The organism is uncultured Ramlibacter sp. (assembly GCF_936925435.1).
Taxonomy (GTDB): Bacteria; Pseudomonadota; Gammaproteobacteria; order Burkholderiales; family Burkholderiaceae_C; genus Ramlibacter.
Map to the genome: position 1 here is coordinate 218,572 of NZ_CAKZHQ010000023.1, position 20,102 is coordinate 238,673.

At 68.3% G+C, this 20,102-nt stretch carries 17 protein-coding genes; 6 read left to right on the forward strand and 11 right to left on the reverse strand.

Going from position 1 to position 20,102, the window contains the following annotated elements; genetic code table 11:
• Window positions 1-21 precede the first annotated feature (21 nt).
• From prmB to Q0632_RS12250, 6 genes are all read right to left on the reverse strand, one after another.
• Entirely contained in the window at window positions 22-888 is an 867-nt protein-coding gene (gene prmB, locus Q0632_RS12225; RefSeq protein ID WP_298929827.1) for a 50S ribosomal protein L3 N(5)-glutamine methyltransferase, read from the reverse strand.
• The gene (gene dapE / locus Q0632_RS12230; protein WP_298929831.1) at window positions 885-2,063 is read right to left on the reverse strand and encodes a succinyl-diaminopimelate desuccinylase; all 1,179 of its coding nucleotides are present in this window, start codon (window positions 2,061-2,063) and stop codon (window positions 885-887) included. The genes prmB and dapE overlap by 4 nt, the downstream gene beginning before the upstream one ends.
• A gap of 10 nt (window positions 2,064-2,073) precedes the next feature.
• Window positions 2,074-3,231 (reverse strand): PilT/PilU family type 4a pilus ATPase, encoded by a 1,158-nt coding sequence (locus Q0632_RS12235; protein ID WP_298929836.1) that lies wholly within the window; start codon window positions 3,229-3,231, stop codon window positions 2,074-2,076.
• A gap of 107 nt (window positions 3,232-3,338) precedes the next feature.
• Window positions 3,339-4,163 (reverse strand): 2,3,4,5-tetrahydropyridine-2,6-dicarboxylate N-succinyltransferase, encoded by an 825-nt coding sequence (dapD, locus tag Q0632_RS12240; RefSeq protein WP_298929841.1) that lies wholly within the window; start codon window positions 4,161-4,163, stop codon window positions 3,339-3,341.
• The gene (dapC, locus tag Q0632_RS12245; protein WP_298929844.1) at window positions 4,160-5,371 is read right to left on the reverse strand and encodes a succinyldiaminopimelate transaminase; all 1,212 of its coding nucleotides are present in this window, start codon (window positions 5,369-5,371) and stop codon (window positions 4,160-4,162) included. The genes dapD and dapC overlap by 4 nt, the downstream gene beginning before the upstream one ends.
• Window positions 5,372-5,408: 37 nt before the next feature.
• Window positions 5,409-6,179, reverse strand: coding sequence for an MHYT domain-containing protein (locus Q0632_RS12250; RefSeq protein ID WP_298929849.1), 771 nt, complete (start codon window positions 6,177-6,179; stop codon window positions 5,409-5,411).
• 281 nt (window positions 6,180-6,460) lie between these two features.
• Between Q0632_RS12250 and smc the strand changes: the two genes are divergently transcribed.
• Genes smc through ligA form a run of 3 tightly spaced genes read left to right on the forward strand, consistent with a single transcriptional unit; the run spans window position 6,461 to window position 13,104 of the window.
• On the forward strand, window positions 6,461-9,976 hold the full coding sequence (gene smc, locus Q0632_RS12255) for a chromosome segregation protein SMC (RefSeq protein ID WP_298929854.1): 3,516 nt from the start codon (window positions 6,461-6,463) through the stop codon (window positions 9,974-9,976).
• Between the two features lie 25 nt (window positions 9,977-10,001).
• Window positions 10,002-11,027 carry a cell division protein ZipA C-terminal FtsZ-binding domain-containing protein gene (locus Q0632_RS12260; protein ID WP_298929859.1) on the forward strand — a complete coding sequence of 342 codons (1,026 nt, stop codon included), beginning with the start codon at window positions 10,002-10,004 and terminating at the stop codon, window positions 11,025-11,027.
• A gap of 16 nt (window positions 11,028-11,043) precedes the next feature.
• Window positions 11,044-13,104, forward strand: a complete 2,061-nt coding sequence (gene ligA, locus Q0632_RS12265) for an NAD-dependent DNA ligase LigA (RefSeq protein WP_298929864.1) — start codon at window positions 11,044-11,046, stop codon at window positions 13,102-13,104.
• Here the strand turns inward: ligA and Q0632_RS12270 are convergent.
• Window positions 13,090-13,515, reverse strand: a complete 426-nt coding sequence (locus Q0632_RS12270) for a YbaN family protein (protein WP_367181194.1) — start codon at window positions 13,513-13,515, stop codon at window positions 13,090-13,092. The two genes, ligA and Q0632_RS12270, sit on opposite strands and share 15 nt — an antisense overlap.
• 27 nt (window positions 13,516-13,542) lie before the next feature.
• Window positions 13,543-14,427 carry a lipid A biosynthesis acyltransferase gene (locus Q0632_RS12275; protein WP_298929870.1) on the reverse strand — a complete coding sequence of 295 codons (885 nt, stop codon included), beginning with the start codon at window positions 14,425-14,427 and terminating at the stop codon, window positions 13,543-13,545.
• 81 nt (window positions 14,428-14,508) lie between these two features.
• Between Q0632_RS12275 and def the strand changes: the two genes are divergently transcribed.
• Window positions 14,509-15,048 carry a peptide deformylase gene (gene def, locus Q0632_RS12280; RefSeq protein WP_298929872.1) on the forward strand — a complete coding sequence of 180 codons (540 nt, stop codon included), beginning with the start codon at window positions 14,509-14,511 and terminating at the stop codon, window positions 15,046-15,048.
• Between the two features lie 12 nt (window positions 15,049-15,060).
• Window positions 15,061-16,002 (forward strand): hypothetical protein, encoded by a 942-nt coding sequence (locus tag Q0632_RS12285; protein WP_298929877.1) that lies wholly within the window; start codon window positions 15,061-15,063, stop codon window positions 16,000-16,002.
• Here Q0632_RS12285 and Q0632_RS12290 read toward each other — a convergent pair.
• Window positions 15,999-16,304, reverse strand: a complete 306-nt coding sequence (locus tag Q0632_RS12290; protein WP_298929882.1) for a hypothetical protein — start codon at window positions 16,302-16,304, stop codon at window positions 15,999-16,001. The two genes, Q0632_RS12285 and Q0632_RS12290, sit on opposite strands and share 4 nt — an antisense overlap.
• Window positions 16,305-16,457: 153 nt before the next feature.
• Here Q0632_RS12290 and Q0632_RS12295 point away from each other — a divergent pair, with 153 nt between their 5' ends.
• A complete protein-coding gene (locus tag Q0632_RS12295; protein ID WP_298929887.1) occupies window positions 16,458-17,147 on the forward strand; it encodes a methyltransferase domain-containing protein in 690 nt (229 codons plus the stop codon).
• A gap of 5 nt (window positions 17,148-17,152) precedes the next feature.
• On the opposite strand, the gene Q0632_RS12300 is transcribed toward Q0632_RS12295, so the two are convergent.
• The gene (locus Q0632_RS12300) at window positions 17,153-19,756 is read right to left on the reverse strand and encodes a [protein-PII] uridylyltransferase (RefSeq protein WP_298929891.1); all 2,604 of its coding nucleotides are present in this window, start codon (window positions 19,754-19,756) and stop codon (window positions 17,153-17,155) included.
• 5 nt (window positions 19,757-19,761) lie between these two features.
• The coding region (locus Q0632_RS12305; protein ID WP_298929896.1) for a M24 family metallopeptidase at window positions 19,762-20,102 on the reverse strand (341 nt) is incomplete at its 5' end.

Below are 20,102 nucleotides of genomic sequence, written 5' to 3' on the forward strand. Positions count from 1 at the left end.
GGGCGGGCCCGGCCGGCCGCCTCAAAGGGCTGCCAGGGCCTCGCGGGTGAGCAACAGCACCTGGTCGCCGCCGGCGCTGGTTTCCAGCCAGACCGCTTCCAGCCGCGGGAAAGCCGCCTCGAAGTGCTCGCGCTCATTGCCGATTTCCAGCACCAGAACGGCCTGTTCGCTCATCTGGGCCGGGGCATCGCGCAGCAGGCCGCGGATGAAGTCCATGCCGTCGGCGCCGCCGGCCAGGGCCAGGGCGGGCTCGGCCTGGTATTCCTGGGGCAGGGCGGCCATGCTCAGGCTGCAGACGTAGGGCGGGTTGCACAGGATCAAGTCGTAAGGGCCTTGCACGGCCTGCAAGCCGTCAGATTCCAGCAGGCGCACGCGTTCTTGCACGCCATGGCGGTCGACATTGATGCGGGCCACTTCCAGCGCTTCGGTGGAGATGTCGGCGCCATCGACCCGGACGTCCGGATAGGTCAGGGCGGCCAGCACGGCCAGGCTGCCGTTGCCGGTGCACAGGTCCAGCACGCGCTGGGTGTGCTCGCCCAGCCAGTAGTCGATGCTGCCGTCGGCCACCAGTTCGGCGATGAAGCTGCGCGGCACGATGGCGCGCTCGTCGATGTAGAAGGGCAGGCCTTGCAGCCAGGCCTCGCGGGTCAGGTAGGCGGCGGGCTTGCGGCTGGCGATGCGTTCCTCGATCAATTCCCGCACGCTGTCGTGCTGTTGCGGCGAGACGGCCATGGCGGCGGCGCCGTCCAGGTCATCGATCGGCAAGTCCAGGCGCCACAGCACCAGCCAGGCGGCTTCGTCGAAGGCGTTGGCCGTGCCATGGCCAAAGGCCACGCCGGCCTGGGTCAGGCGCGCCGCCGCGGCCTCGATCAGTTCGATGACAGTCATGCACTGGCCTGGGCGTTGAGGTTGTCGAGCGTGCGCCGGTAGATGTTCTTCAGCGGCTCGATGTCGGCGACCAGCACGTGCTCGTCGATCTGGTGGATGCTGGCGTTGATCGGGCCGAACTCGATCACCTGCGGGCAGATGCGCGAGATGAAGCGGGCGTCGCTGGTGCCGCCGCTGGTGGACAGCTCGGTCGTGACGCCGGTTTCAGCCAGGATGGCCTGCTGCACCGCGCCGACCAACTCGCCCGGCTGGGTCAGAAAGGGCAGGCCGCCCACGGTCCATTGCAGCTCGTAGTCCAGGCCATGGCGGTCCAGCACGTCGTGGACCAGCTTTTGCAGGCCTTCGGGCGTGGACTCGGTGGAAAAGCGGAAGTTGAAATCCGCCACCAGGGAGCCGGGGATGACGTTGGTGGCGCCGGTGCCGGCGTGCACGTTGCTCAGCTGCCAGCTGGTGGGCTGGAAGAAGTCGTTGCCCCAGTCCCACTCCAGGGTGGCCAGTTCGGCCAGGGCCGGCATGGCCATGTGGATGGGGTTTCTGGCCAGCTGCGGGTAGGCGATATGGCCTTGCACGCCCTTGACGGTGAGCTTGCCGCTCATGCTGCCGCGCCGGCCGTTCTTGATCATGTCGCCCAGGCGCTCGACCGAGGTCGGCTCGCCGACGATGCAGTAATCCAGCGTCTCGCCGCGCTCGCGCAAGACCTCGCAGACCTTGACCGTGCCATCCACGCTGGGGCCTTCCTCATCGCTGGTGATCAGCAGCGCGATCGAGATGGCCGGGTTCGGGGTGGTGGCCAGGAACTCCTCCACCGCCACCACGAAAGCGGCGATCGAGGTCTTCATGTCGGCCGCCCCGCGCCCGTACAGCTTGCCGTCCTTGTGGGTGGGCGTGAACGGGTCGCTGTGCCACAGCTCCAGCGGGCCGGTTGGCACGACGTCGGTATGGCCGGCGAAAACTATCGTTTTGATAGCGTCTGAGGCAGTATTGCCGGGGGCTGCAGGCCGTTTCGCCCATAAATTGGTGACGCGCAGGCTGTCCGGGCCGAAGGCCAGGGTCTCGCAGGCAAAGCCCAGCGGCGCCAGCCGCGCCGCCAGGATGTCCTGGCACTGGTCGTCCTGCGGCGTGAGCGAGCGGCGCGAAACCAGCTGCTCGGTGAGGTGAAGCGCTTTCAAGGTCAAGACGCCATTTCTAGTGTTTGATATCCAGCGTGATCTCGGTGAACGACGGCTCGTCGGCAAGGTCTTCCTCGCTCGCGCCTTCTTCCGGCCGGACGGCGTCCTTGCCGGCGAAGTCGTTCTGCAGGCGCCATTGGAGGTTGGTCGGCGAGTCGGCATAGGACATGCCCTCCTTCTTGTCGACCACGCCGTCGATGATCAGGCGGGCAATGTCCTGCTCGAAGGTCTGCGAGCCCTCGGCCATGGACTTTTCCATGGCTTCCTTGACGCCGGAGAAGTCGCCCCGCTCGATCAGCTCGGAGATCAGCTTGGTGTTGAGCATCACCTCCACCGCCGGCGCGCGGCTGCCGTGCACCGTGCGCAGCAGGCGCTGCGAGACCACGGCGCGCAGCGCGGCCGCCAGGTCGCCCAGCATGGTGGGGCGCACTTCCACCGGGTAGAAGGACAGCACGCGGTTGAGGGCCTGGTAGCTGTTGTTGGCGTGCATGGTGGCCAGGCACAGGTGGCCGGACTGGGCGTAGGCGATGGCGGCCGACATGGTCTCGCGGTCGCGGATCTCGCCCACCAGGATGACGTCGGGCGCCTGGCGCAGCGCATTCTTGAGCGCCGCCTGCATGGTCATGGTGTCGGTGCCGACCTCGCGCTGGTTGACCACCGACTTCTTGTTGGTGAACAGGAATTCGACCGGGTCCTCGATGGTCAGGATATGGCCCGAGACCTTCTCGTTGCGGTAGTCCATCATCGAGGCCAGCGTCGTGCTCTTGCCGGCGCCGGTGGCGCCCACCATCAGCAGCAGGCCGCGCTTTTCCATGATCAGGTCGCCCAGGATCAGCGGCACCGACAGCGAGGCCAGCGGCGGGATCTCGGAGGTGATGTAGCGTATGACCGCCGCGTAGGTGCCGCGCTGGCGCATGGCGCTGAAGCGGAAGTTGCCCACGCCCTCGATGGCGTAAGCCATGTTCAGCTCGCCGGTGGTCTCCAGTTCCTCCATCCGCTGGTAAGGCAGGACCTCGGCCAGCAGGTTGCGCGTGGCTTCAGGCGGCAGCAGCTGGTTGTTGATCGGCAGGCACTGGCCATTGATCTTGATCAGCGCCGGCGAATGCGCCGACAGGAAGACGTCGGAAGCCTTCTTCTCGCTCATCAGGCGCAGGATGCGCTCCATCGTGCTCATAGCAGGCCCTCGTTGTAGTTTGGATTGGTCGCCGACGGGCCGCCCCTAGGCGACTGCGGCCCCCTCGGGGGGCAGCGAGTACACGCAGTGACGAGCGTGGGGGCCATTTAATCCCGCAGGAGCTCGTTGATGCTCGTCTTCTCGCGCGTGGCGGCCGTCACCTGCTTGACGATCACGGCGCAGTACAGGCTGTGGCTGCCGTCCTTGGAGGGCATGGAGCCGCTGACCACCACCGAGCCGGCCGGCACGCGGCCGTAGCTGATCTCGCCGGTCATGCGGTTGTAGATCTTGGTGCTCTGGCTGATGAACACGCCCATGGAGATCACCGAGTTCTCCTCGACGATCACGCCCTCGACCACTTCGGAGCGGGCACCGACGAAGCAGTTGTCCTCGATGATGGTGGGGTTGGCCTGCAGCGGCTCGAGCACGCCGCCGATGCCGACGCCGCCCGACAGGTGGACGTTCTTGCCGATCTGGGCGCAGGAGCCGACGGTGGCCCAGGTGTCGACCATGGTGCCGGAATCGACGAAGGCGCCGATGTTGACGTAGCTGGGCATCAGGATGGCGCCCTTGGCGATGAAGCTGCCGCGGCGGGCCACGGCCGGCGGCACCACGCGCACGCCGGTGGCGGCCATTTCCTCGGCCGAGAGGTGGGCGAACTTGGTCTGGACCTTGTCGTAGAAGCCCAGATCGCCGGCCTTGACGACCTCGTTGTCCTTCAGGCGGAACGACAGCAGCACGGCCTTCTTGATCCACTGGTGCGTCGTCCACTGGCCCACGCCCTCGCGCGTGGCCACGCGCAGCCGGCCCTTGTTCAACTCGCCGATGACGTGCTCAACGGCTTCGGCCACTTCCTTCGGGGCCGACTGGGGGGACAGGCTGGCGCGGTTCTCCCACGCGGCGTCGATGATTTGCTGGAGCTGTTGGGTCATTGCTTGCTTCTGGATGATTGGACGAATTGCACGATGCGTTGCGCGGCTTCGGCGCATTCCGCGGTCTCGGCCACCAGGGCCATGCGGATGCGGCCGGCGCCGGGGTTCTTCCCGTTCACCTCGCGCGCGAGGTAGCTGCCCGGCAACACGGTGACATTGTATTGAGCCAGCAGTTCGCGGGCGAAGGCGGTGTCGTCGCCACCCGGGATGCCGGCCCACAAATAGAAGCTGGCATCCGGCAACTGCACATCCAGCGCCTGGGCCAGGATGGGCGTGACCTCGGCAAATTTCTGCCTGTACATGGCGCGGTTGGCCACCACGTGCTCTTCGTCGTTCCAGGCCGCGATGCTGGCGGCCTGGACCACCGGGCTCATGGCGCTGCCGTGGTAGGTGCGGTAGAGCAGGAACTGCTGCAGGATGGCGGCGTCGCCGGCAACGAAGCCGCTGCGCATGCCCGGCACATTGCTGCGCTTGGACAGGCTGGTGAAGGCCACCAGATTCCTGAAATCCTTGCGTCCCAGCCTGGCCGCGGCCTCCAGACCGCCCAGCGGCGGCTCGTCGCGGAAGTAGATCTCGCTGTAGCACTCGTCCGAGGCGATGACGAAGCCATGGCGGTCGCTCAGGGCAAACAGCTTTTCCCACTCGGACAGCGGCATCACGGCGCCGGTGGGGTTGCCCGGCGAGCAGACGAACAGCAGTTGCGTGCGCGCCCAGACCGCTTCGGGCACGCTGTCCCAGTCCACCGCGAAGTTGCGCGCCGGGTCGCTGGGCGCGTAGTAAGGCTCCGCGCCGGCCAGCAGGGCCGCGCCCTCGTAGATTTGGTAGAAGGGATTCGGACACACGACGACCGGCTTGGGGCCCGGGTCGATCACGGTCTGGGCGAAGGCAAACAAGGCCTCGCGCGAGCCGTTGACCGGCAGCACCTGGGTCTGGAAGTCCAGTTCCAGGTCGTAGCGGGTCTTGAGCCAGCCGGTGAAGGACTTGCGCAAGGCCGGCGTGCCGGCCGTGGGCGGATAGGCGGTCAGGTCGCTGGTCGGATCATCGAGCGCCCCGGCCAGGGCCTGTTTGACGAAGGGCGGCGTCGGGTGCCTGGGCTCGCCGATGCCCAGGCTGATGGGGCGCAGCGCCGGGTTGGGCGTGACGCCCGCGAAAAGTTGCCGCAGCCGCTCGAAGGGGTAGGGCTGCAGGCGGGACAACAAGGGATTCATGGGGCGCGATTATCCCCGCAAGCCCCAGGTGTCCCGGCTAGCGGCGTGCGCCTGGGGAGGGCTTCACGCTGCCGACGGCGGCGCGCTGGAACAACTGGTCCATCGAGATCAGCAGGGCCATCGCCAGCGCCGCGATGGTCACCATGGTCGGCAGGGTGATCGAGCTGATGTAGCCGGCGCCCTGGGGCACGGCCGTGCGGTTGGCCGTGGTGCAGACGAATTCCGCCGCCGCCATGCCGGTGTAGTGCATGGCACAGACGGCCACCGCCATGACGGCAGCAGCCAGCACGCGCCGCGCCAGGGTCGGGGTGTTCAATGCCAGCCACAGGGCGGCGGTGGCGGCCACGACGGCGATCAGCGCCGACAGGCCGACGACGGCCAGGTCCCAGCGGATGAAGCCGCCGAACTTCATGCCGAACATGCCCAGGTAGTGCATGAAGACCACGCCCATGCCCAGCAGAAAGCCCGCGCCCAGCAGGCGCGGCAGCTTGTCGGGGGCCTTGGCCACGAAGCCCAGTGCCAGCGAGGCGGCACCGACGGCGGCGACCAGGGAGACCGCGGTCTCAAGCACCGAGTAGCTGCTGGCCACGTCCAGCTTGAGCGCCAGCATGCCGATGAAATGCATGGCCCAGACGCCGATGCCGCCCAGCGCCAGGCCGGCCGCCAGGGTGTTGCTCAGGCTCAGCCTGCCGTTGCGGTGGCGGATGCGGGTCGCGGCCGTCAAGGCCACGAAGGAGCCGATCATGGCGATCAGGAAGGACAGGGCGACAAAGGCGGGCTGGTAGCTGGAAACGACGACGGGGTTCATTGCGGCACCGAAAGAAGAAGGGCCGCAGCCTACAGGTTGTCGTTACTATTTGTGACAACGCGTCGCCAAAGCCCCATGTGCCGACTGGTTTCACCGCTTGGTGGGCCCGCGGCGGTTTGCGTGAATTCATTCACGCCGGCATCGGCAACAGGCCACGCGCCCCGTGGCCTGGCCAGCGTCCCGGACTGGTCCCGGGAGCGATTGCGCGCACGGTATCATGCGTCCCACTGTCGCCGGCTCCTGCCGGCGTTCCCTTTCCAGTCAGCCATCGGACCCAGGCCGTGCGTCTCAATTCCATCAAGCTTTCCGGGTTTAAATCCTTCGCCGAACCGACCAACTTCCTGTTGCCCGGCCAGCTGGTGGGCGTGGTGGGACCCAACGGCTGCGGCAAGTCCAACATCATGGACGCGGTGCGCTGGGTGCTGGGCGAGTCGCGCGCCAGCGAGCTGCGCGGCGAGTCGATGCAGGACGTGATCTTCAACGGCACGACCAGCCGCAAGCCGGCCTCGCGCTCCTCGGTCGAGCTGATCTTCGACAACGCCGACCACCGCGCCGGCGGCCAGTGGGCGCAGTTTGCCGAAATCGCCGTCAAGCGCGTGCTCACGCGCGACGGCACCAGCAGCTACTACATCAACAACCAGCCGGTGCGCCGGCGTGACGTGCAGGACGTGTTCCTGGGAACCGGCCTGGGCCCGCGTGCCTACGCCATCATCGGCCAGGGCACGATCAGCCGCATCATCGAGTCCAAGCCGGAAGAGCTGCGCCTGTTTCTGGAAGAAGCCGCCGGCGTCTCCAAGTACAAGGAGCGCCGCCGCGAGACCGAAAACCGCCTGTCCGACACGCGCGAGAACCTGACCCGGGTCGAGGACATCCTGCGCGAGCTCAATGCCAACCTGGAAAAACTGGAAAAGCAGGCCGAGGTCGCGCAAAAGTACAACGCCCTGCAGTCCGACGTCACGCTCAAGCAACACCAGCAGTGGTTCTTGAAGCGCAGCGAGGGCGAGGCCGACCAGGCCAAGGTCCGTGCCGATTCCGAGAAGGCCATCAACGACCTGGAGTCGCGCACCGCCGACCTGCGCCGCATCGAGAGCGAGCTGGAAACCATCCGCCAGGCCCACTATGCCGCCGGCGACCATGTCAACCAGGCCCAGGGCCAGCTCTACGAGGCCAGCGCCGAAGTGGGACGGTTAGAAGCGGAAATCCGCTTCGTGGTCGAAGGCCGCCAGCGCGTCGAGCAGCGCCTGCTGCAGCTCAAGGAACAGACCGGCCAATGGGCCATGCGCAAGGACGAGGCCCTGGCCGAGACCGAGACCCTGGCCGCCCAGGGCGTGGACGCCGAAGAAAAGGCAATCTTGCTGGCGGCCCAGGTGGAAGAACAGGCCCAGCAGCTGCCCGACCTGGAAGATGGCCTGCGCCAGGCCCAGGCCAAGGCCACCGAGCAGCGCGCCAGCGTGACCCAGGTGCAGCAGCAGATCCAGGTGTTGGCGGCCGACCAGCGCAACATCGAGGAACAGTCGCGCCAGCTGAACCAGCGCCGCGAACGCCTGGCGGCCGACCGCAACGCCCTGGCCGCGCCCGACGAGGTGCGCCTGACAAACCTGCAGCAGCAGCTGGCCGCGGCCCAGGAAGCGGCCGAGACCGCCGACGCCCGCCTGCACGAGTTGCAGGACCAGGTGCCGCAGCTCGATGAGGACAGGCGCAACCGCCAGCAGGCCAGCAACAGCGAAAGCCACAAGCAGGCCGACCTGTCGGCCCGCATGGAGGCGCTCAAGGCCCTGCAGGAGAAGGTCCGCACCGACGGCAAGCTCACGCCCTGGCTGGCCAAGCATGGCCTGGAGGGCCTGCAAGGCCTGTGGAGCCGCATCCACATCGAGCAGGGCTGGGAGAACGCACTTGAAGCCGCGCTCAGAGAGCGGCTTGGCGCGCTGGAAGTCTCGCGCCTGGAGATGGTGCGTTCTTTCGGCAGCGACGCGCCGCCGGCCAAGCTGGCCTTCTACAGCCCGCCCCAGGCCGGCCTGCCCGAAGGCAATGCAGCGCTGCCGCGGCTGGCCGACCTGCTGCGCCTGAACGACGCCGGCCAGAAGGCCTTGCTGGGCGACTGGCTCCACGGCTGCTTCACCGCGGACAGCTTCGAGCAAGCCCTGGCCGCGCGCGACAAGCTGCAGCCCGGCGAGGTGGTCTATGTGCAAAGCGGCCATGCCGTCAGCGCCCACAGTGTCAGCTTCTATGCGCAGGACAGCGAGCAGGCCGGCCTGCTGGCGCGCCAGCAGGAGATCGAGAGCCTGGACAAGCAGTTGCGCGCCCAGGTCCTGATCGCCGAGGAGGCCCGCTCGGCCCTGGTGCGCGCCGAGGCCGCCTACAGCGATGCCTCCCAGCGCCTGGTGGCGGTGCGCCGCGACGCCGGCGAGACGCAAAGCAGGGCCCACGAGCTGCAGGTCGAAACCCTGAGACTGACCCAGCTGGCCGAGCAGACCCGGGCCCGCAGCGAACAGATCGCCGGTGACCTGGCCGAGGTCGATGCCCTGCTGGAAGAGCTGCAGGAGCGCCGTGTGACGGCCGAGGCCCGTTTTGAAGAACTGGACATGCAGCTGGCCGACAGCCAGGAGCGCCATGCCCAGCTGGACGAGCGTGTCATCGACGCCGAGCGCAAGCTGGCCGAGTCGCGCGAGCAGCAGCGCAGCCTGGAGCGCCAGGCGCAAGAGGCGCAGTTCTCCCAGCGCTCGCTGGAGGCGCGCCGCGGCGAGCTGCAGCGTGCGATCGAGACGGCGACGCAGCAGGCCTCGACCATCGCGGTGGAAGAAGAGCGCGCCCGCGAAGAGCTCTCGCGCCTGACCGACGCTGCGGCCCAGGCGGGCTTGCAAAGCGCCCTGGCCCTCAAGCTCGAGCGCGAGCAGTCGCTGGGTGCCAAGCGCAGCGAGTACGACGACCTGACCGCCAAGCTGCGGGCAAGTGACGAAAGGCGACTCACACTTGAGCGCGAGCTTGACCCGCTGCGCCAGCGCATCACCGATTTCCAGCTCAAGGAACAGGCCGCGCGCCTGGGCTTCGAGCAGTACAGCCAGCTGCTGGCCGACGCCCAGGCCGACCTGGAGGCCGTGGCCAAGTCCATTGAGCAAGGCAATGTGCGGCTCAATGGCATGCAGGGTGAGATCGACCGCCTGCACCGCGAGATCGCCGCCCTGGGCGCGGTCAACCTGGCGGCCCTGGAAGAACTGACCACCTCGCGCGAGCGCAAGCAGTTCCTGGACTCGCAGTCGGCCGACCTGAACGAGGCCATGACCACACTGGAAGACGCCATCAAGAAGATCGATGGCGAGACCCGCGAGCTGCTGGCCGGCACCTTCAACATCGTCAACGGCCACTTCGGCCGCATGTTCCCCGAGCTGTTCGGCGGCGGCAACGCCAAGCTGATGATGACGGGCGACGAGATCCTGGACTCCGGCGTCCAGGTCATGGCCCAGCCGCCGGGCAAGAAGAACCAGACCATCCACCTGCTGTCCGGTGGCGAGAAGGCACTGACCGCCATCGCCCTGGTGTTTGCCATCTTCCAGCTCAACCCCGCGCCTTTCTGCCTGTTGGACGAAGTGGACGCGCCGCTGGACGACGCCAACACCGAGCGCTATGCCAAGCTGGTCACCGCCATGAGCCGCGAAACCCAGTTCCTGTTCATCAGCCACAACAAGATCGCGATGGAGATGGCCGAGCAGCTCATCGGCGTGACCATGCAGGAGCAGGGCGTCTCGCGCATCGTGGCGGTGGACATGGAATCCGCCATCACCATGGCCGAAGCCCTCTGACCGCAAACGCATGAACCAGTTTCCGATGAGCAGTTTCACTGTGGGCCTGGCCGTCATCGGCGGCCTGATCCTGGCCGTCCTGGTGGCCTGGCAAACCTGGACCTCGCGCCGCAACAAGCCGCGCCAGCCCGAGACCCCCATCGCGCCGACCGAGCCCGTGCAGGGCGCGGCCGAACGCAGTGAGCCGGTTTTCGACGTCACCGAGACGCCGCTGCCGGCGCCCGAGAAAAAGCTGGGCCTGGACGCGCTGATCGACGTGCTGGCGCCGATCGCGCTGGACGCCACCGTCTCGGGCGATGCCGCCCTGGCCGCCATGCCCACCACCCGCCGGGTCGGCAGCAAGCCCTTTGCCATCGAGGGCTTGAACGAAACCAGCGGGCAGTGGGAGATGCCGCATGCCGGCCAGCGCTACAGCGCCTTCCATGCCGGTGTGCAGCTGGCCAACCGCACCGGCGCGCTCAACGAGATCGAGTACTCGGAGTTCGTGGTCAAGGTGCAGGACTTCGCCGACACCCTCAACGGCACGCCGGAATTCCCGGAGATGCGCGACGAGGTGGCGCGGGCCCGCGAGCTCGACCAGTTTGCCGGCGCCCACGACGCGCAGCTGAGCTTCACCCTGCGCGCGCGCAATGCCGCCTGGAGCCCCGGCTACGTGCAGCAGAACGCCGCCCGCCTGGGCTTCGTGGCCGGCGCCATCCCCGGGCGCATGGTGCTGCCGGCCGGCCAGAACGGCCAGCCACCGGTGCTGGGCCTGTCCTTCGACACCCAGGCCGCGCTGGCCGACGACCCCGCCCAGTCGGCCATCCGCGAGCTGACCCTGAGCGTGGACGTGCCCCAGGTGCAGCGCAGCGAGCAGCCCTTTGTGCGCATGCGCGACTGCGCCATCGGCCTGGCCGCCTCCATGGACGGCGTCATCAGCGATGACAACGGCCAGGTCATCAAGGCCGAGGCCCTGGACGCCATCGGCGCCGACCTGGAAACCCTGTACGACACGCTGGACGCGCGCGACCTGGCGGCCGGTTCGGCCCAGGCGCGCCGCCTGTTCTCCTGAGCGAAGGCGGCGCCGCATGGCCGTGACGCCCAAGGTCCAGGAGCGTGTCGATGCGCTGCGCGCGCTGCTGCACCACCACGCCCACCGCTACTACGTGCTGGACGCGCCGGAGCTGCCGGACGCCGAGTACGACAAGCTGTTCCAGGAACTGCAGGCCCTGGAGGCCGTGCAGCCGGAACTGCTGACGCCCGACTCGCCGACGCAGCGGGTCGGCGGCCAGACCCTGGACGGCTTTGCCAAGGTGCGCCACCAGGTGCCCATGCTGTCGATCCGCACCGAGACCGACATCGAGGCCAGCGGCGCCCAGGCCTTTGACGCCCGGGTGCGCAAGGAACTGGGCCTGGCGGAGGATGCGCCGCCGGTGGAGTACGTGGCCGAACTCAAGTTCGACGGCCTGGCGATCAACCTGCGCTACGAGAACGGCGTGCTGGTCCAGGCCGCCACCCGCGGCGATGGCGAGATCGGCGAGGACGTCACACAAAACATCCGCACCATCGGCCAGATCCCGCTGCGCCTGCCCAAGGACGCGCCGCCCGTGCTGGAAGTGCGCGGCGAGGTCTACATGGGGCGGGCCGACTTCGACAAGCTCAACGAGATCCAGCGCGCCAAGATCGACGCCGGCGCCAAGAATGAGAAGACCTTCGTCAACCCGCGCAACGCTGCCGCCGGTGCGGTGCGCCAGCTGGACCCGGCCATCGCCCGCCAACGGCCCCTGAGCTTTTTTGCCTACGGCTGGGGCGAGGTCTCGCCGGCTGACCAGGGCGGCCCCGACTTCCACAGCCACTACGAGGCACTTCTGACCCTGCGTTCCTGGGGTTTTCCGGTCTCAGCCCGCACGCAGATTGCCAAGGGTGCTCCTGAATTGATAGCGTTTCACCAGGCCGTGGGCAAGGAGCGCGACGACCTGCCCTTCGACATCGACGGCGTGGTCTACAAGGTCAACAGCTTCGCTCTGCAGCGCCAGCTGGGCTTCGTCACCCGCGAGCCACGCTGGGCCGTGGCCCACAAGTACCCGGCGCAGGAGCAGCTGACCCGCGTGCTGGGCATCGACGTGCAGGTGGGCCGCACCGGCAAGCTCACGCCGGTGGCGCGCCTGGACCCGGTCTTCGTCGGCGGCACCACGGTGTCCAACGCCACCTTGCACAACCTGTTCGAGCTGCGCCGCAAGGGCGCGCGCATCGGCGACACGGTGGTCGTGCGCCGCGCCGGCGACGTCATCCCCGAGGTCGTCGGGGTTGTGGCCGCGGCGCGGCCAGCCTATGTGCCCAATTTCCGCATGCCGCGTGCCTGTCCGGTGTGCGGCAGCGCCGTGGTGCGCGAAAAGGGCGAGGTCAACCACCGCTGCAGCGGCGGCCTGTTCTGCGGCGCCCAGCGCAAGCAGGCCATCCTGCACTACGCCCAGCGCCGGGCACTGGACATCGAGGGCCTGGGCGAAAAACTGGTCGACCAGCTGGTCGAAGGCAATGCCATCAAGGTCCTGCCCGACCTGTACCGCATGGGCCTGAGCGCGCTGGCCGCGCTGGACCGCATGGCTGAGAAGTCCGCGCAGAACGTGCTGGCGGCGCTGGAGTCCTCCAAGCAGACCACGCTGCCGCGCTTTCTCTACGGCCTGGGCGTGCGCCATGTGGGCGAGGCCACGGCCAAGGACCTGGCGCGCCACTTCGGCAAGCTCGACGCCATCATGGATGCCGGTGTGGAGCAGTTGCTGGAAGTGCCGGACGTCGGCCCCATCGTCGCCGAAAGCATCCACACCTTCTTCCAGCAGCCGCACAACCGCGAGGTGGTCGAGCAACTGCGCGCCTGCGGCGTGCACTGGGAGGAGGGCGAGCCCGCCGCCCGCGCGCCGCAGCCGCTGGCCGGCAAGACCGTCGTGCTCACCGGCACCCTGCCCACGCTGAGCCGCGAAGAGGCCAAGGAAAAGCTGGAGGCTTTGGGCGCCAAGGTGGCGGGCTCAGTGAGCAAGAAAACCGACTACGTGGTGGCCGGCGCCGAGGCCGGCAGCAAGCTGGACAAGGCTGTGGCCTTGGGCGTTCCCGTGCTGGACGAAGCCGGGCTGCTGAGCCTATTGGCCAGCTGATTCCTGCGGCGGTTGTTCCGGCCGCAGCCACAGCCAGCACAGCACCGTCGCCATGCAGGCGATCGCCGTTGCGGCCGCCCAGGTCTTTTGCACCAGCAGCAGGACCAGCACGGCACTGGTGGCCATCACGGCCGTGGCCTGCCATTTGCTGCGCCGGCGCACCACACCGGCCCGGCGCCAGTCGCGCAGATGGGGACCGAAGCGCGGATGGCCTTCCAGCCACGCCGACAGCCGCGGCGAACTGCGCGCCGCGGCCCAGGCCGCCAGCAGCAGGAAAGGCACGGTGGGCAGCAGCGGCAGGAAGACACCCAGGATGGCCAGGCCCAGGCACAGCCAAGCCAGGGCCAGCAGCAGCCAGCGCGCCGGGGCGGGCAGGGCTGCGGCTTCGGGGGCGATGGGCTGTTCGGGCATGGCGGCCATTGTGCCGGGGCGCGGGCGTCAGTAGATGCGCGGCTCGCCGGGCGGCCGCGTCTTGAAGCGCCGGTGCACCCAGTAGTACTGCTGCGGCATGGGCCGGATGCGGCTCTCCAGCCAGGCGTTCATGCGCCGGGTGTCGGCCTCCACGTCCGGCGTCGGGAAGTCGGTCCAGGCTGGCTCCATGCGCACCACGTAGCCGCGGCCCCAGGGCAGGACCTCGGTCACCAGGGGGATGACCTTGGCATGGGCCAGCTGGACCAGCCGCGACAGGCCGGTGGTGGTGGCGGCCGGCACGCCGAAGAAAGGCACGAAGACGGCGGTCTCGGCGCCATAGTCCATGTCGGGCAGGTAGTAGAAGGGCAGGCCCTTGCGGATGGCCTTGACGGCAGCGCGCAGGCCGTCCTGGCGCGCTAGCAGCAGGGGTGCGTTGAAGCGCTGGCGGCCACGCAGCACCAGCGCGTCCAGCAGCCGGATCTTCTGGTGCGCATACATGGCGCTGCCCTGGAAGTGCATGGAAAAGCCGGCGCCGCCCTGGTCCAGGCCGATGAAATGCGGCGCCAGCATCACCACGGCCTGGCCGGCGTCGAGCTCGCGCTGCAGATTGTCGAAGCCTTCGCAGCGGATCAGGCGCCGCAGCCGCGCCTCGGAGGCCCACCACAGCAGGCCGTGCTCCAGGAAGCAGCGCATCACCAGCCGCACGTGGCGCCGGGCCAGCTGGCCGCGCTCGCGCGCGCCGAGTTCTGGAAAACACAGGCGTAAATTGGTGTGAACGATGCGGCGGCGCCGTCCGGCCAGCGCGTACAGCAGCGTTCCCAGGACGTTGCCGATGGCCGCCTGCAGTGGCAATGGCAGCCAGTGCAGCAGCCACATGAAGAAGATGGTCAGGCCGGCGAAGATTTCACGCATGGGTTCCGGTTGTACCGTCTCATCCGTCTGGAGGGAAGAGGGGGGTTGGGGCAAGCCACGGCGCCCGGGTATGCTTGCTCCATGACCGTCCGCGACATCCTGAAAATGGGCGACCCGCGCCTGCTGCGCCTGGCCCAGCCCATCACCGAATTCGACACCGATGCCATCCACCTGCTGGTGGCCGACATGTTCGACACCATGCACGCCGTCAACGGCGCCGGCCTGGCCGCGCCGCAGATCGGCGTCGACCTGCAACTGGTGATTTTCGGCACCGATGCACCCAATCCGCGCTATCCCGACGCGCCCCTGGTGCCGCGCACCGTGCTGCTCAACCCGGTCATCACTCCCATCGGCGATGCCGAGGAAGACGGCTGGGAAGGCTGCCTGTCGGTGCCCGGCCTGCGCGGCCTGGTGCCGCGCTGGGCGAAGATCCGCTACACCGGCTTCGACCCTTACGGCGACCCCATCGACCGCACGGTCGATGGCTTTCATGCCCGCGTGGTGCAGCACGAATGCGACCACCTGATCGGCAAGCTCTACCCGATGCGGGTGCGCGACTTCACGCAGTTCGGCTTCACCGAGGTGCTGTTCCCGGGCCTGGACGCCGACGCCGACGACTGACTTCGCCTTTGCATGCCGCGCATCGCCTACCTGAGCTGGCCGGCTGCCGAGATCTCCGGCGGCATCAAGGTCGCCTTCCAGCATGTGGCGCTGCTCAACGCCCACGGCCAGGCCGCCGTGGTGGCGACCGAGGACGGCGTGCGGCCCGGCTGGTTCGACAGCGGCGACCTGCCCCTGGTCAGGCTGGACAGCTTGCGGCCGGACGACGTGCTGGTCTTCCCGGAAAACCACAACGCCCTGCTGGAGCGCTATGGCGGTTCACGCCAGCCCAAGCTGGTGTTCTGCCAGAACCCCAATTACGTCTGGCGCGGCCTGGGTCGGCACCTGTCCTATGCCGACTACGGCGTGAGCCACGTGCTGTGCGTCAGCCAGACGGTGCTGCGCTTCTTCGAGTTGCGCATGCCGCAGCTGGCGCGCGGCTACACGCCGTTCTACATCGACACGCAGCGCTTCGCCCTGCGCACAGACAAGGCGCTGCAGATCGCCTGTGTGCCGCGCAAGCGTCAGGTCGAGGCCGGCGCTGTGCGCGACCTGTTCCTGGCGCTGTACCCGCAGTTCCGTGACTGGCCCTGGCTGCTGATCGACAACGCCCACGAGACCAAGGTGGCGCAGACCATGGGCGAGTCGGCGGTCTTCCTGTCGCTGGCGCGCCTGGAGGCGCACAGCCTGACGGCCCTGGAGGCCATGGCCTGCGGCTGCCTGGTGGCGGGTTTCAACGGCGTGGCCGGCGGCAGCGACAGCGCTTCCCCGGCCAATGGCTTGTGGGCGCCCGAGGACGACATCGTGGCCTGCGCCCACCAGCTGGCGCGGGCCGCCGCGGCAGCGACCGAGGGCGGGCCGGCCCAGGCGGTTCTGCGCGAGGGCGGCCTGCGCACCGTCCAGGCCCTGGGCCGGGCGCCGGCGGCGCAGCTGCTGCTGGCGTTCTGGCGCCAGGTCCTGCCGCAGTTGGCCTAGCCGTTCTCACTGTCCCAGCGCAGGTGCTCGTGCTCGTGGCGAGCCTTGATCACGGTGCTGACGTAGTGGCCCAGTGAGTGGTCGTCCAGGTGCTGCAGCACTTCCAGCAGGCCTTGCAATTCCTCGTCGCTCAGATTGGGATAGCCGTAGACCACATCGGTGGCCGGGTAGAGCACGGCGGCCATGCGCGATGCCGGGTCATAGCCCAGGCGCCGCACGCCGCTGGAGCGCACCGGGTGCAGGTGCATGCACCGCAGCCGCTGCAGCAGCCAGGCCGGATTGATGGATTTGTGGCGTGCCATGGGCGCATTGCGCCAGCGGCGCCAACCCGGGCCTGTCAGCCGGGGCCGCTGCCTGCTGTCGGGAGCAGGCCAAGGACGCAGGCGTACACTGGTCCGGCGGTCGCACCGGCCGCTGCTCCCCACAAGCGTGTCGCACGCAGGAAGTTTTTCCGCATGCCGCACGCGCCCAGCACGCCCGTTGACCTGGGCTACAAGGTCAAGCTCGAGACCATCAGTGGCAGCGGGGCCGACCTCAAGCTGCGCTCCCTGCTGGACCGCCAGCAATACCACGACCCCGAAGGCCAGGCCGAAGAGGCCGGCATCCCGCCGGCCTCCTGGCCGCTGTTCGGCCTGCTCTGGCCCTCCGGCCAGGTGCTGGCCGGCGTGATGGTCAGCTATGCCCTGGCCGGCAAACGCATCCTGGAGCTGGGCTGCGGCCTGGGCCTGGCCAGCCTGGTGGTGCACCGCCGCGGCGGCGACATCACGGCCAGCGACTGCCATCCGCTGGCGGCGGGCTTCCTGGCCGAGAACCTGCGCCTGAACCAGCTGCCGGTGATGAAGTACCAGGACGCCAACTGGAACCGTGCCAACCCGCAGTTGGGGCTGTTCGACCTGATCATCGGCAGCGACGTGCTCTACGACCGCGGCCAGCCCGAGGCCTTGTCGCAGTTCATCGACCGCCATTCCAGCCTGGACGTGGAGGTGCTGATCGTCGACCCGGACCGAGGCAACCAGCAAAGCTTCAACCGCAAGATGGGTGTGCTCGGTTATGCCCACAGCAAGACCGCCGTCATCGCCTTGCCCGACGGCGAGGCCTTCAAGGGCAAGCTGCACCGCTACGCGCGCTGCACGCTGATCGGCTAGCAAGCCTAGGCCGCCAGCGCCTCCAGCAGCTCGGTCTCGATGGCGATCTGCGCCTTGTTGTGCTGCAGCTCGGGGCCATCGATCAGGAAGCTGTCTTCGACCCGCTCGCCCAGGGTCGAGACCTTGGCCAGCTGCAGGTTGATGTGGTGGCGGGCCAGCACCCGGGCCACCGAGTAGAGCAGGCCGGCGCGGTCGCTGGCCGAGATCGACAGCAGCCAGCGCTGGGCCTTCTCGTCGGGCGCCAGGTGCACGCGCGGCGCGACCGGAAAGCTCTTGACCCGGCGCGAGACCCGGCCGCGGCTGGGCGGCGGCAGGGGGCCGGCCTTGTGCAGCGTGCTCTCCAGCTCCGACTCGACCATGCTGACCAGCTCGCGCTTGTGCTCGGGCAGCATGGGGCTGATGACCTGGAAGGTGTCCAGCGCATAGCCGTTGTTGGTGGTGTGGACCTTGGCGTCCAGGATGCTGAAGCTGCCCTGGTCGAAATAGCCGCAGATGCGGGCGAACAGGTCGGTCTGGTCGGGTGTGTAGACCAGCACCTGCAGGCCTTCGCCCACCGGCGACATGCGCACCCGCACCAGGCCCGGGGTGACGCCCACATGGCGTGAAATGTGGCGGGTGTGCCAGGCGATCTCACCGGCGTCGTGGCGCATGAAGTAGCTCACGTCCAGCGTGGCCCACAGCTTCTTGTGGGCCTCGTGCGGCAGGGCGAACAGGGCCAGCTGCACCAGGGCCTCGCGCTTGTGGGCCTCGACCTCGGCGTCCGGGTCGGGCGCGCGCCCGCCAAGGGTGCGCAGGGTGTAGCGGTACAGGTCTTCCAGCAGCTTGCCCTTCCAGGCGTTCCAGACCTTGGGGCTGGTACCGCGGATGTCGGCCACCGTCAGCAGGTACAGCGCCGTCAGGTAGCGCTCGTTGCCGACACGTTGGGCAAAGGCGGCGATCACCGCGGGGTCGCTCAGGTCCTGCTTTTGCGCTCCATGGCTCATGGTCAGGTGCTCGCGCACCAGGAACTCGATCAGGGCGCAGTCTTCGGTATCGATGGCGTGCTGGCGGCAGAACTGCCGCACCTCGCGCGCGCCTAGCTCGGAATGGTCGCCGCCGCGGCCTTTGGCGATGTCGTGGAACAGGGCTGCCACGTACAGGATCCAGGGCTTGTCCCAGCCGGCGGCCAGCTGCGAGCAGAACGGGTATTCATGGGCGTGTTCGGCCATGAAGAAGCGCCGCACATTGCGCAGCACCATCAGGATGTGCTGGTCCACGGTGTAGACGTGGAACAGGTCGTGCTGCATCTGGCCGACGATCTTGCGGAACACCCACAGGTAGCGGCCCAGCACCGAGGTCTGGTTCATCAGCCGGATGGCATGGGTGATGCCCTGGGGCGATTGCAGGATGGCCTTGAAGGTCGCGTGGTTGACCGGGTCCTTGCGGAACTTGCCATTCATCACCTGGCGGGCGTTGTACAGCGCCCGCAGGGTGCGCGCCGACAGGCCCTTGACGCCCACCGTGGTCTGGTAGACCAGGAAGGTCTCCAGGATGGCGTGCGGGTTTTTCAGGTAGAGGTCGTCGCTGGCCACCTCGATCATCCCGGCCTTGTTGGCAAAGCGCTCGTTGATCGGCTGGGGCGCCTGGGTGCCGGGGTCCAGCCGCTCCTCGATGTTGAGCAGCAGGATCTGGTTCAACTGGCTGACCGCCTTGGCCGCCCAGTAGTAGCGCTTCATCAGCGCCTCGCTGGCGCGCGAGACGATGCGGCCGTTCGGGCCGGTCTCGGTCTGGTAGCCGAAGGTCTCGGCCACCGCGGTCTGCAGATCGAACACCAGACGGTCCTCGCGCCGGCCGGCGATCAGGTGCAATCGGGCGCGGATCAGGTCCAGCAGGGCCTCGTTGCGCTTGATCTGGCGCGCCTCGAAGGGCGTGGCCAGGCCCTTGCGGGCCAGTTCGTCCCAGCTCGCGCCCAGGCCGGCCGCTTTCGCCACCCACAAAATCACCTGCAGGTCGCGCAGGCCGCCGGGCGACTCCTTGCAGTTGGGTTCCAGCGCGTAGGGCGTGTTCTCGAACTTGTTGTGGCGCTGGCGCATCTCCAGCGTCTTGGCCACGAAGAAGGCCTTGGGATCGACGGTGGCGCGAAACCCCTTGAGGAACTGGGCGTAGAGCTTGACGTTGCCCGCCAGCAGGCGCGACTCCAGCAGCGAGGTCTGCACCGTCACGTCGCTTTGCGCCTGGGTCACGCACTCGGCCACGGTGCGCACGCTCGATCCGATCTCCAGGCCGGTGTCCCAGCAGGCGCCGATGAAGGTCTCGAGCCGGCGCTTGAGCTCGGCGTCGGCGTCGGCCACCGTGCCGTCGGGCAGCAGCAGCAGCACGTCGACGTCGGAGTGCGGAAACAACTCGCCGCGGCCGTAACCGCCCACCGCCACCAGGGCGAAGCCGGCCGGCAGGCAGGCCTGGGTCCACAGGGTGCGCAGCGTGGCGTCGGCCTGGCGGGCCAGGCGTTGCAACAGGCTGCGGATGCCGCGGGTGGAGGGGCCGCCCGAGTGCAGCGAGGCCAGCAGAGCGGCTTTGCCGGCGCGGTATTCCTCGCGCAGTGCCGCCAGGTCGGACGCGCCCACGGCCATCCGGCTCAGGCGGGGACGGCGGGCTGCGCTGCCTGGGCGGCGCCGACGAAGGCCGGCGGCGGCGGGCTGCCGGCCGACAGGGTCAGCACCTCGTAGCCGGTCTCGGTCACCAGGATGGTGTGCTCCCACTGGGCCGACAGCGAATGGTCCTTGGTGACGATGGTCCAGCCGTCGTTGCCGAACTCCTTCACTTCCTTGCGCCCGGCGTTGATCATGGGCTCGATGGTGAAGGTCATGCCGGGCTTGAGCTCGTCCAGGGTGCCGGGCTTGCCGTAGTGCAGCACCTGCGGCTCCTCGTGGAAGTTGCGGCCGATGCCGTGACCGCAGAACTCGCGCACCACCGAGA

Bases quoted from the DNA above. Each gene is read 5' to 3' on its own strand.
- prmB (WP_298929827.1), bottom strand. From the start codon at position 888: ATGACTGTCATCGAACTGATCGAGGCCGCGGCGGCGCGCCTGACCCAG.
- Q0632_RS12235 (WP_298929836.1), bottom strand. From the start codon at position 3,231: ATGAGCACGATGGAGCGCATCCTGCGCCTGATGAGCGAGAAGAAGGCT.
- dapD (WP_298929841.1), bottom strand. From the start codon at position 4,163: ATGACCCAACAGCTCCAGCAAATCATCGACGCCGCGTGGGAGAACCGC.
- dapC (WP_298929844.1), bottom strand. From the start codon at position 5,371: ATGAATCCCTTGTTGTCCCGCCTGCAGCCCTACCCCTTCGAGCGGCTG.
- Q0632_RS12250 (WP_298929849.1), bottom strand. From the start codon at position 6,179: ATGAACCCCGTCGTCGTTTCCAGCTACCAGCCCGCCTTTGTCGCCCTG.
- Q0632_RS12260 (WP_298929859.1), top strand. From the start codon at position 10,002: ATGAGCAGTTTCACTGTGGGCCTGGCCGTCATCGGCGGCCTGATCCTG.
- ligA (WP_298929864.1), top strand. From the start codon at position 11,044: ATGGCCGTGACGCCCAAGGTCCAGGAGCGTGTCGATGCGCTGCGCGCG.
- Q0632_RS12270 (WP_367181194.1), bottom strand. From the start codon at position 13,515: ATGCCCGAACAGCCCATCGCCCCCGAAGCCGCAGCCCTGCCCGCCCCG.
- Q0632_RS12275 (WP_298929870.1), bottom strand. From the start codon at position 14,427: ATGCGTGAAATCTTCGCCGGCCTGACCATCTTCTTCATGTGGCTGCTG.
- def (WP_298929872.1), top strand. From the start codon at position 14,509: ATGACCGTCCGCGACATCCTGAAAATGGGCGACCCGCGCCTGCTGCGC.
- Q0632_RS12285 (WP_298929877.1), top strand. From the start codon at position 15,061: ATGCCGCGCATCGCCTACCTGAGCTGGCCGGCTGCCGAGATCTCCGGC.
- Q0632_RS12290 (WP_298929882.1), bottom strand. From the start codon at position 16,304: ATGGCACGCCACAAATCCATCAATCCGGCCTGGCTGCTGCAGCGGCTG.
- Q0632_RS12295 (WP_298929887.1), top strand. From the start codon at position 16,458: ATGCCGCACGCGCCCAGCACGCCCGTTGACCTGGGCTACAAGGTCAAG.
- Q0632_RS12300 (WP_298929891.1), bottom strand. From the start codon at position 19,756: ATGGCCGTGGGCGCGTCCGACCTGGCGGCACTGCGCGAGGAATACCGC.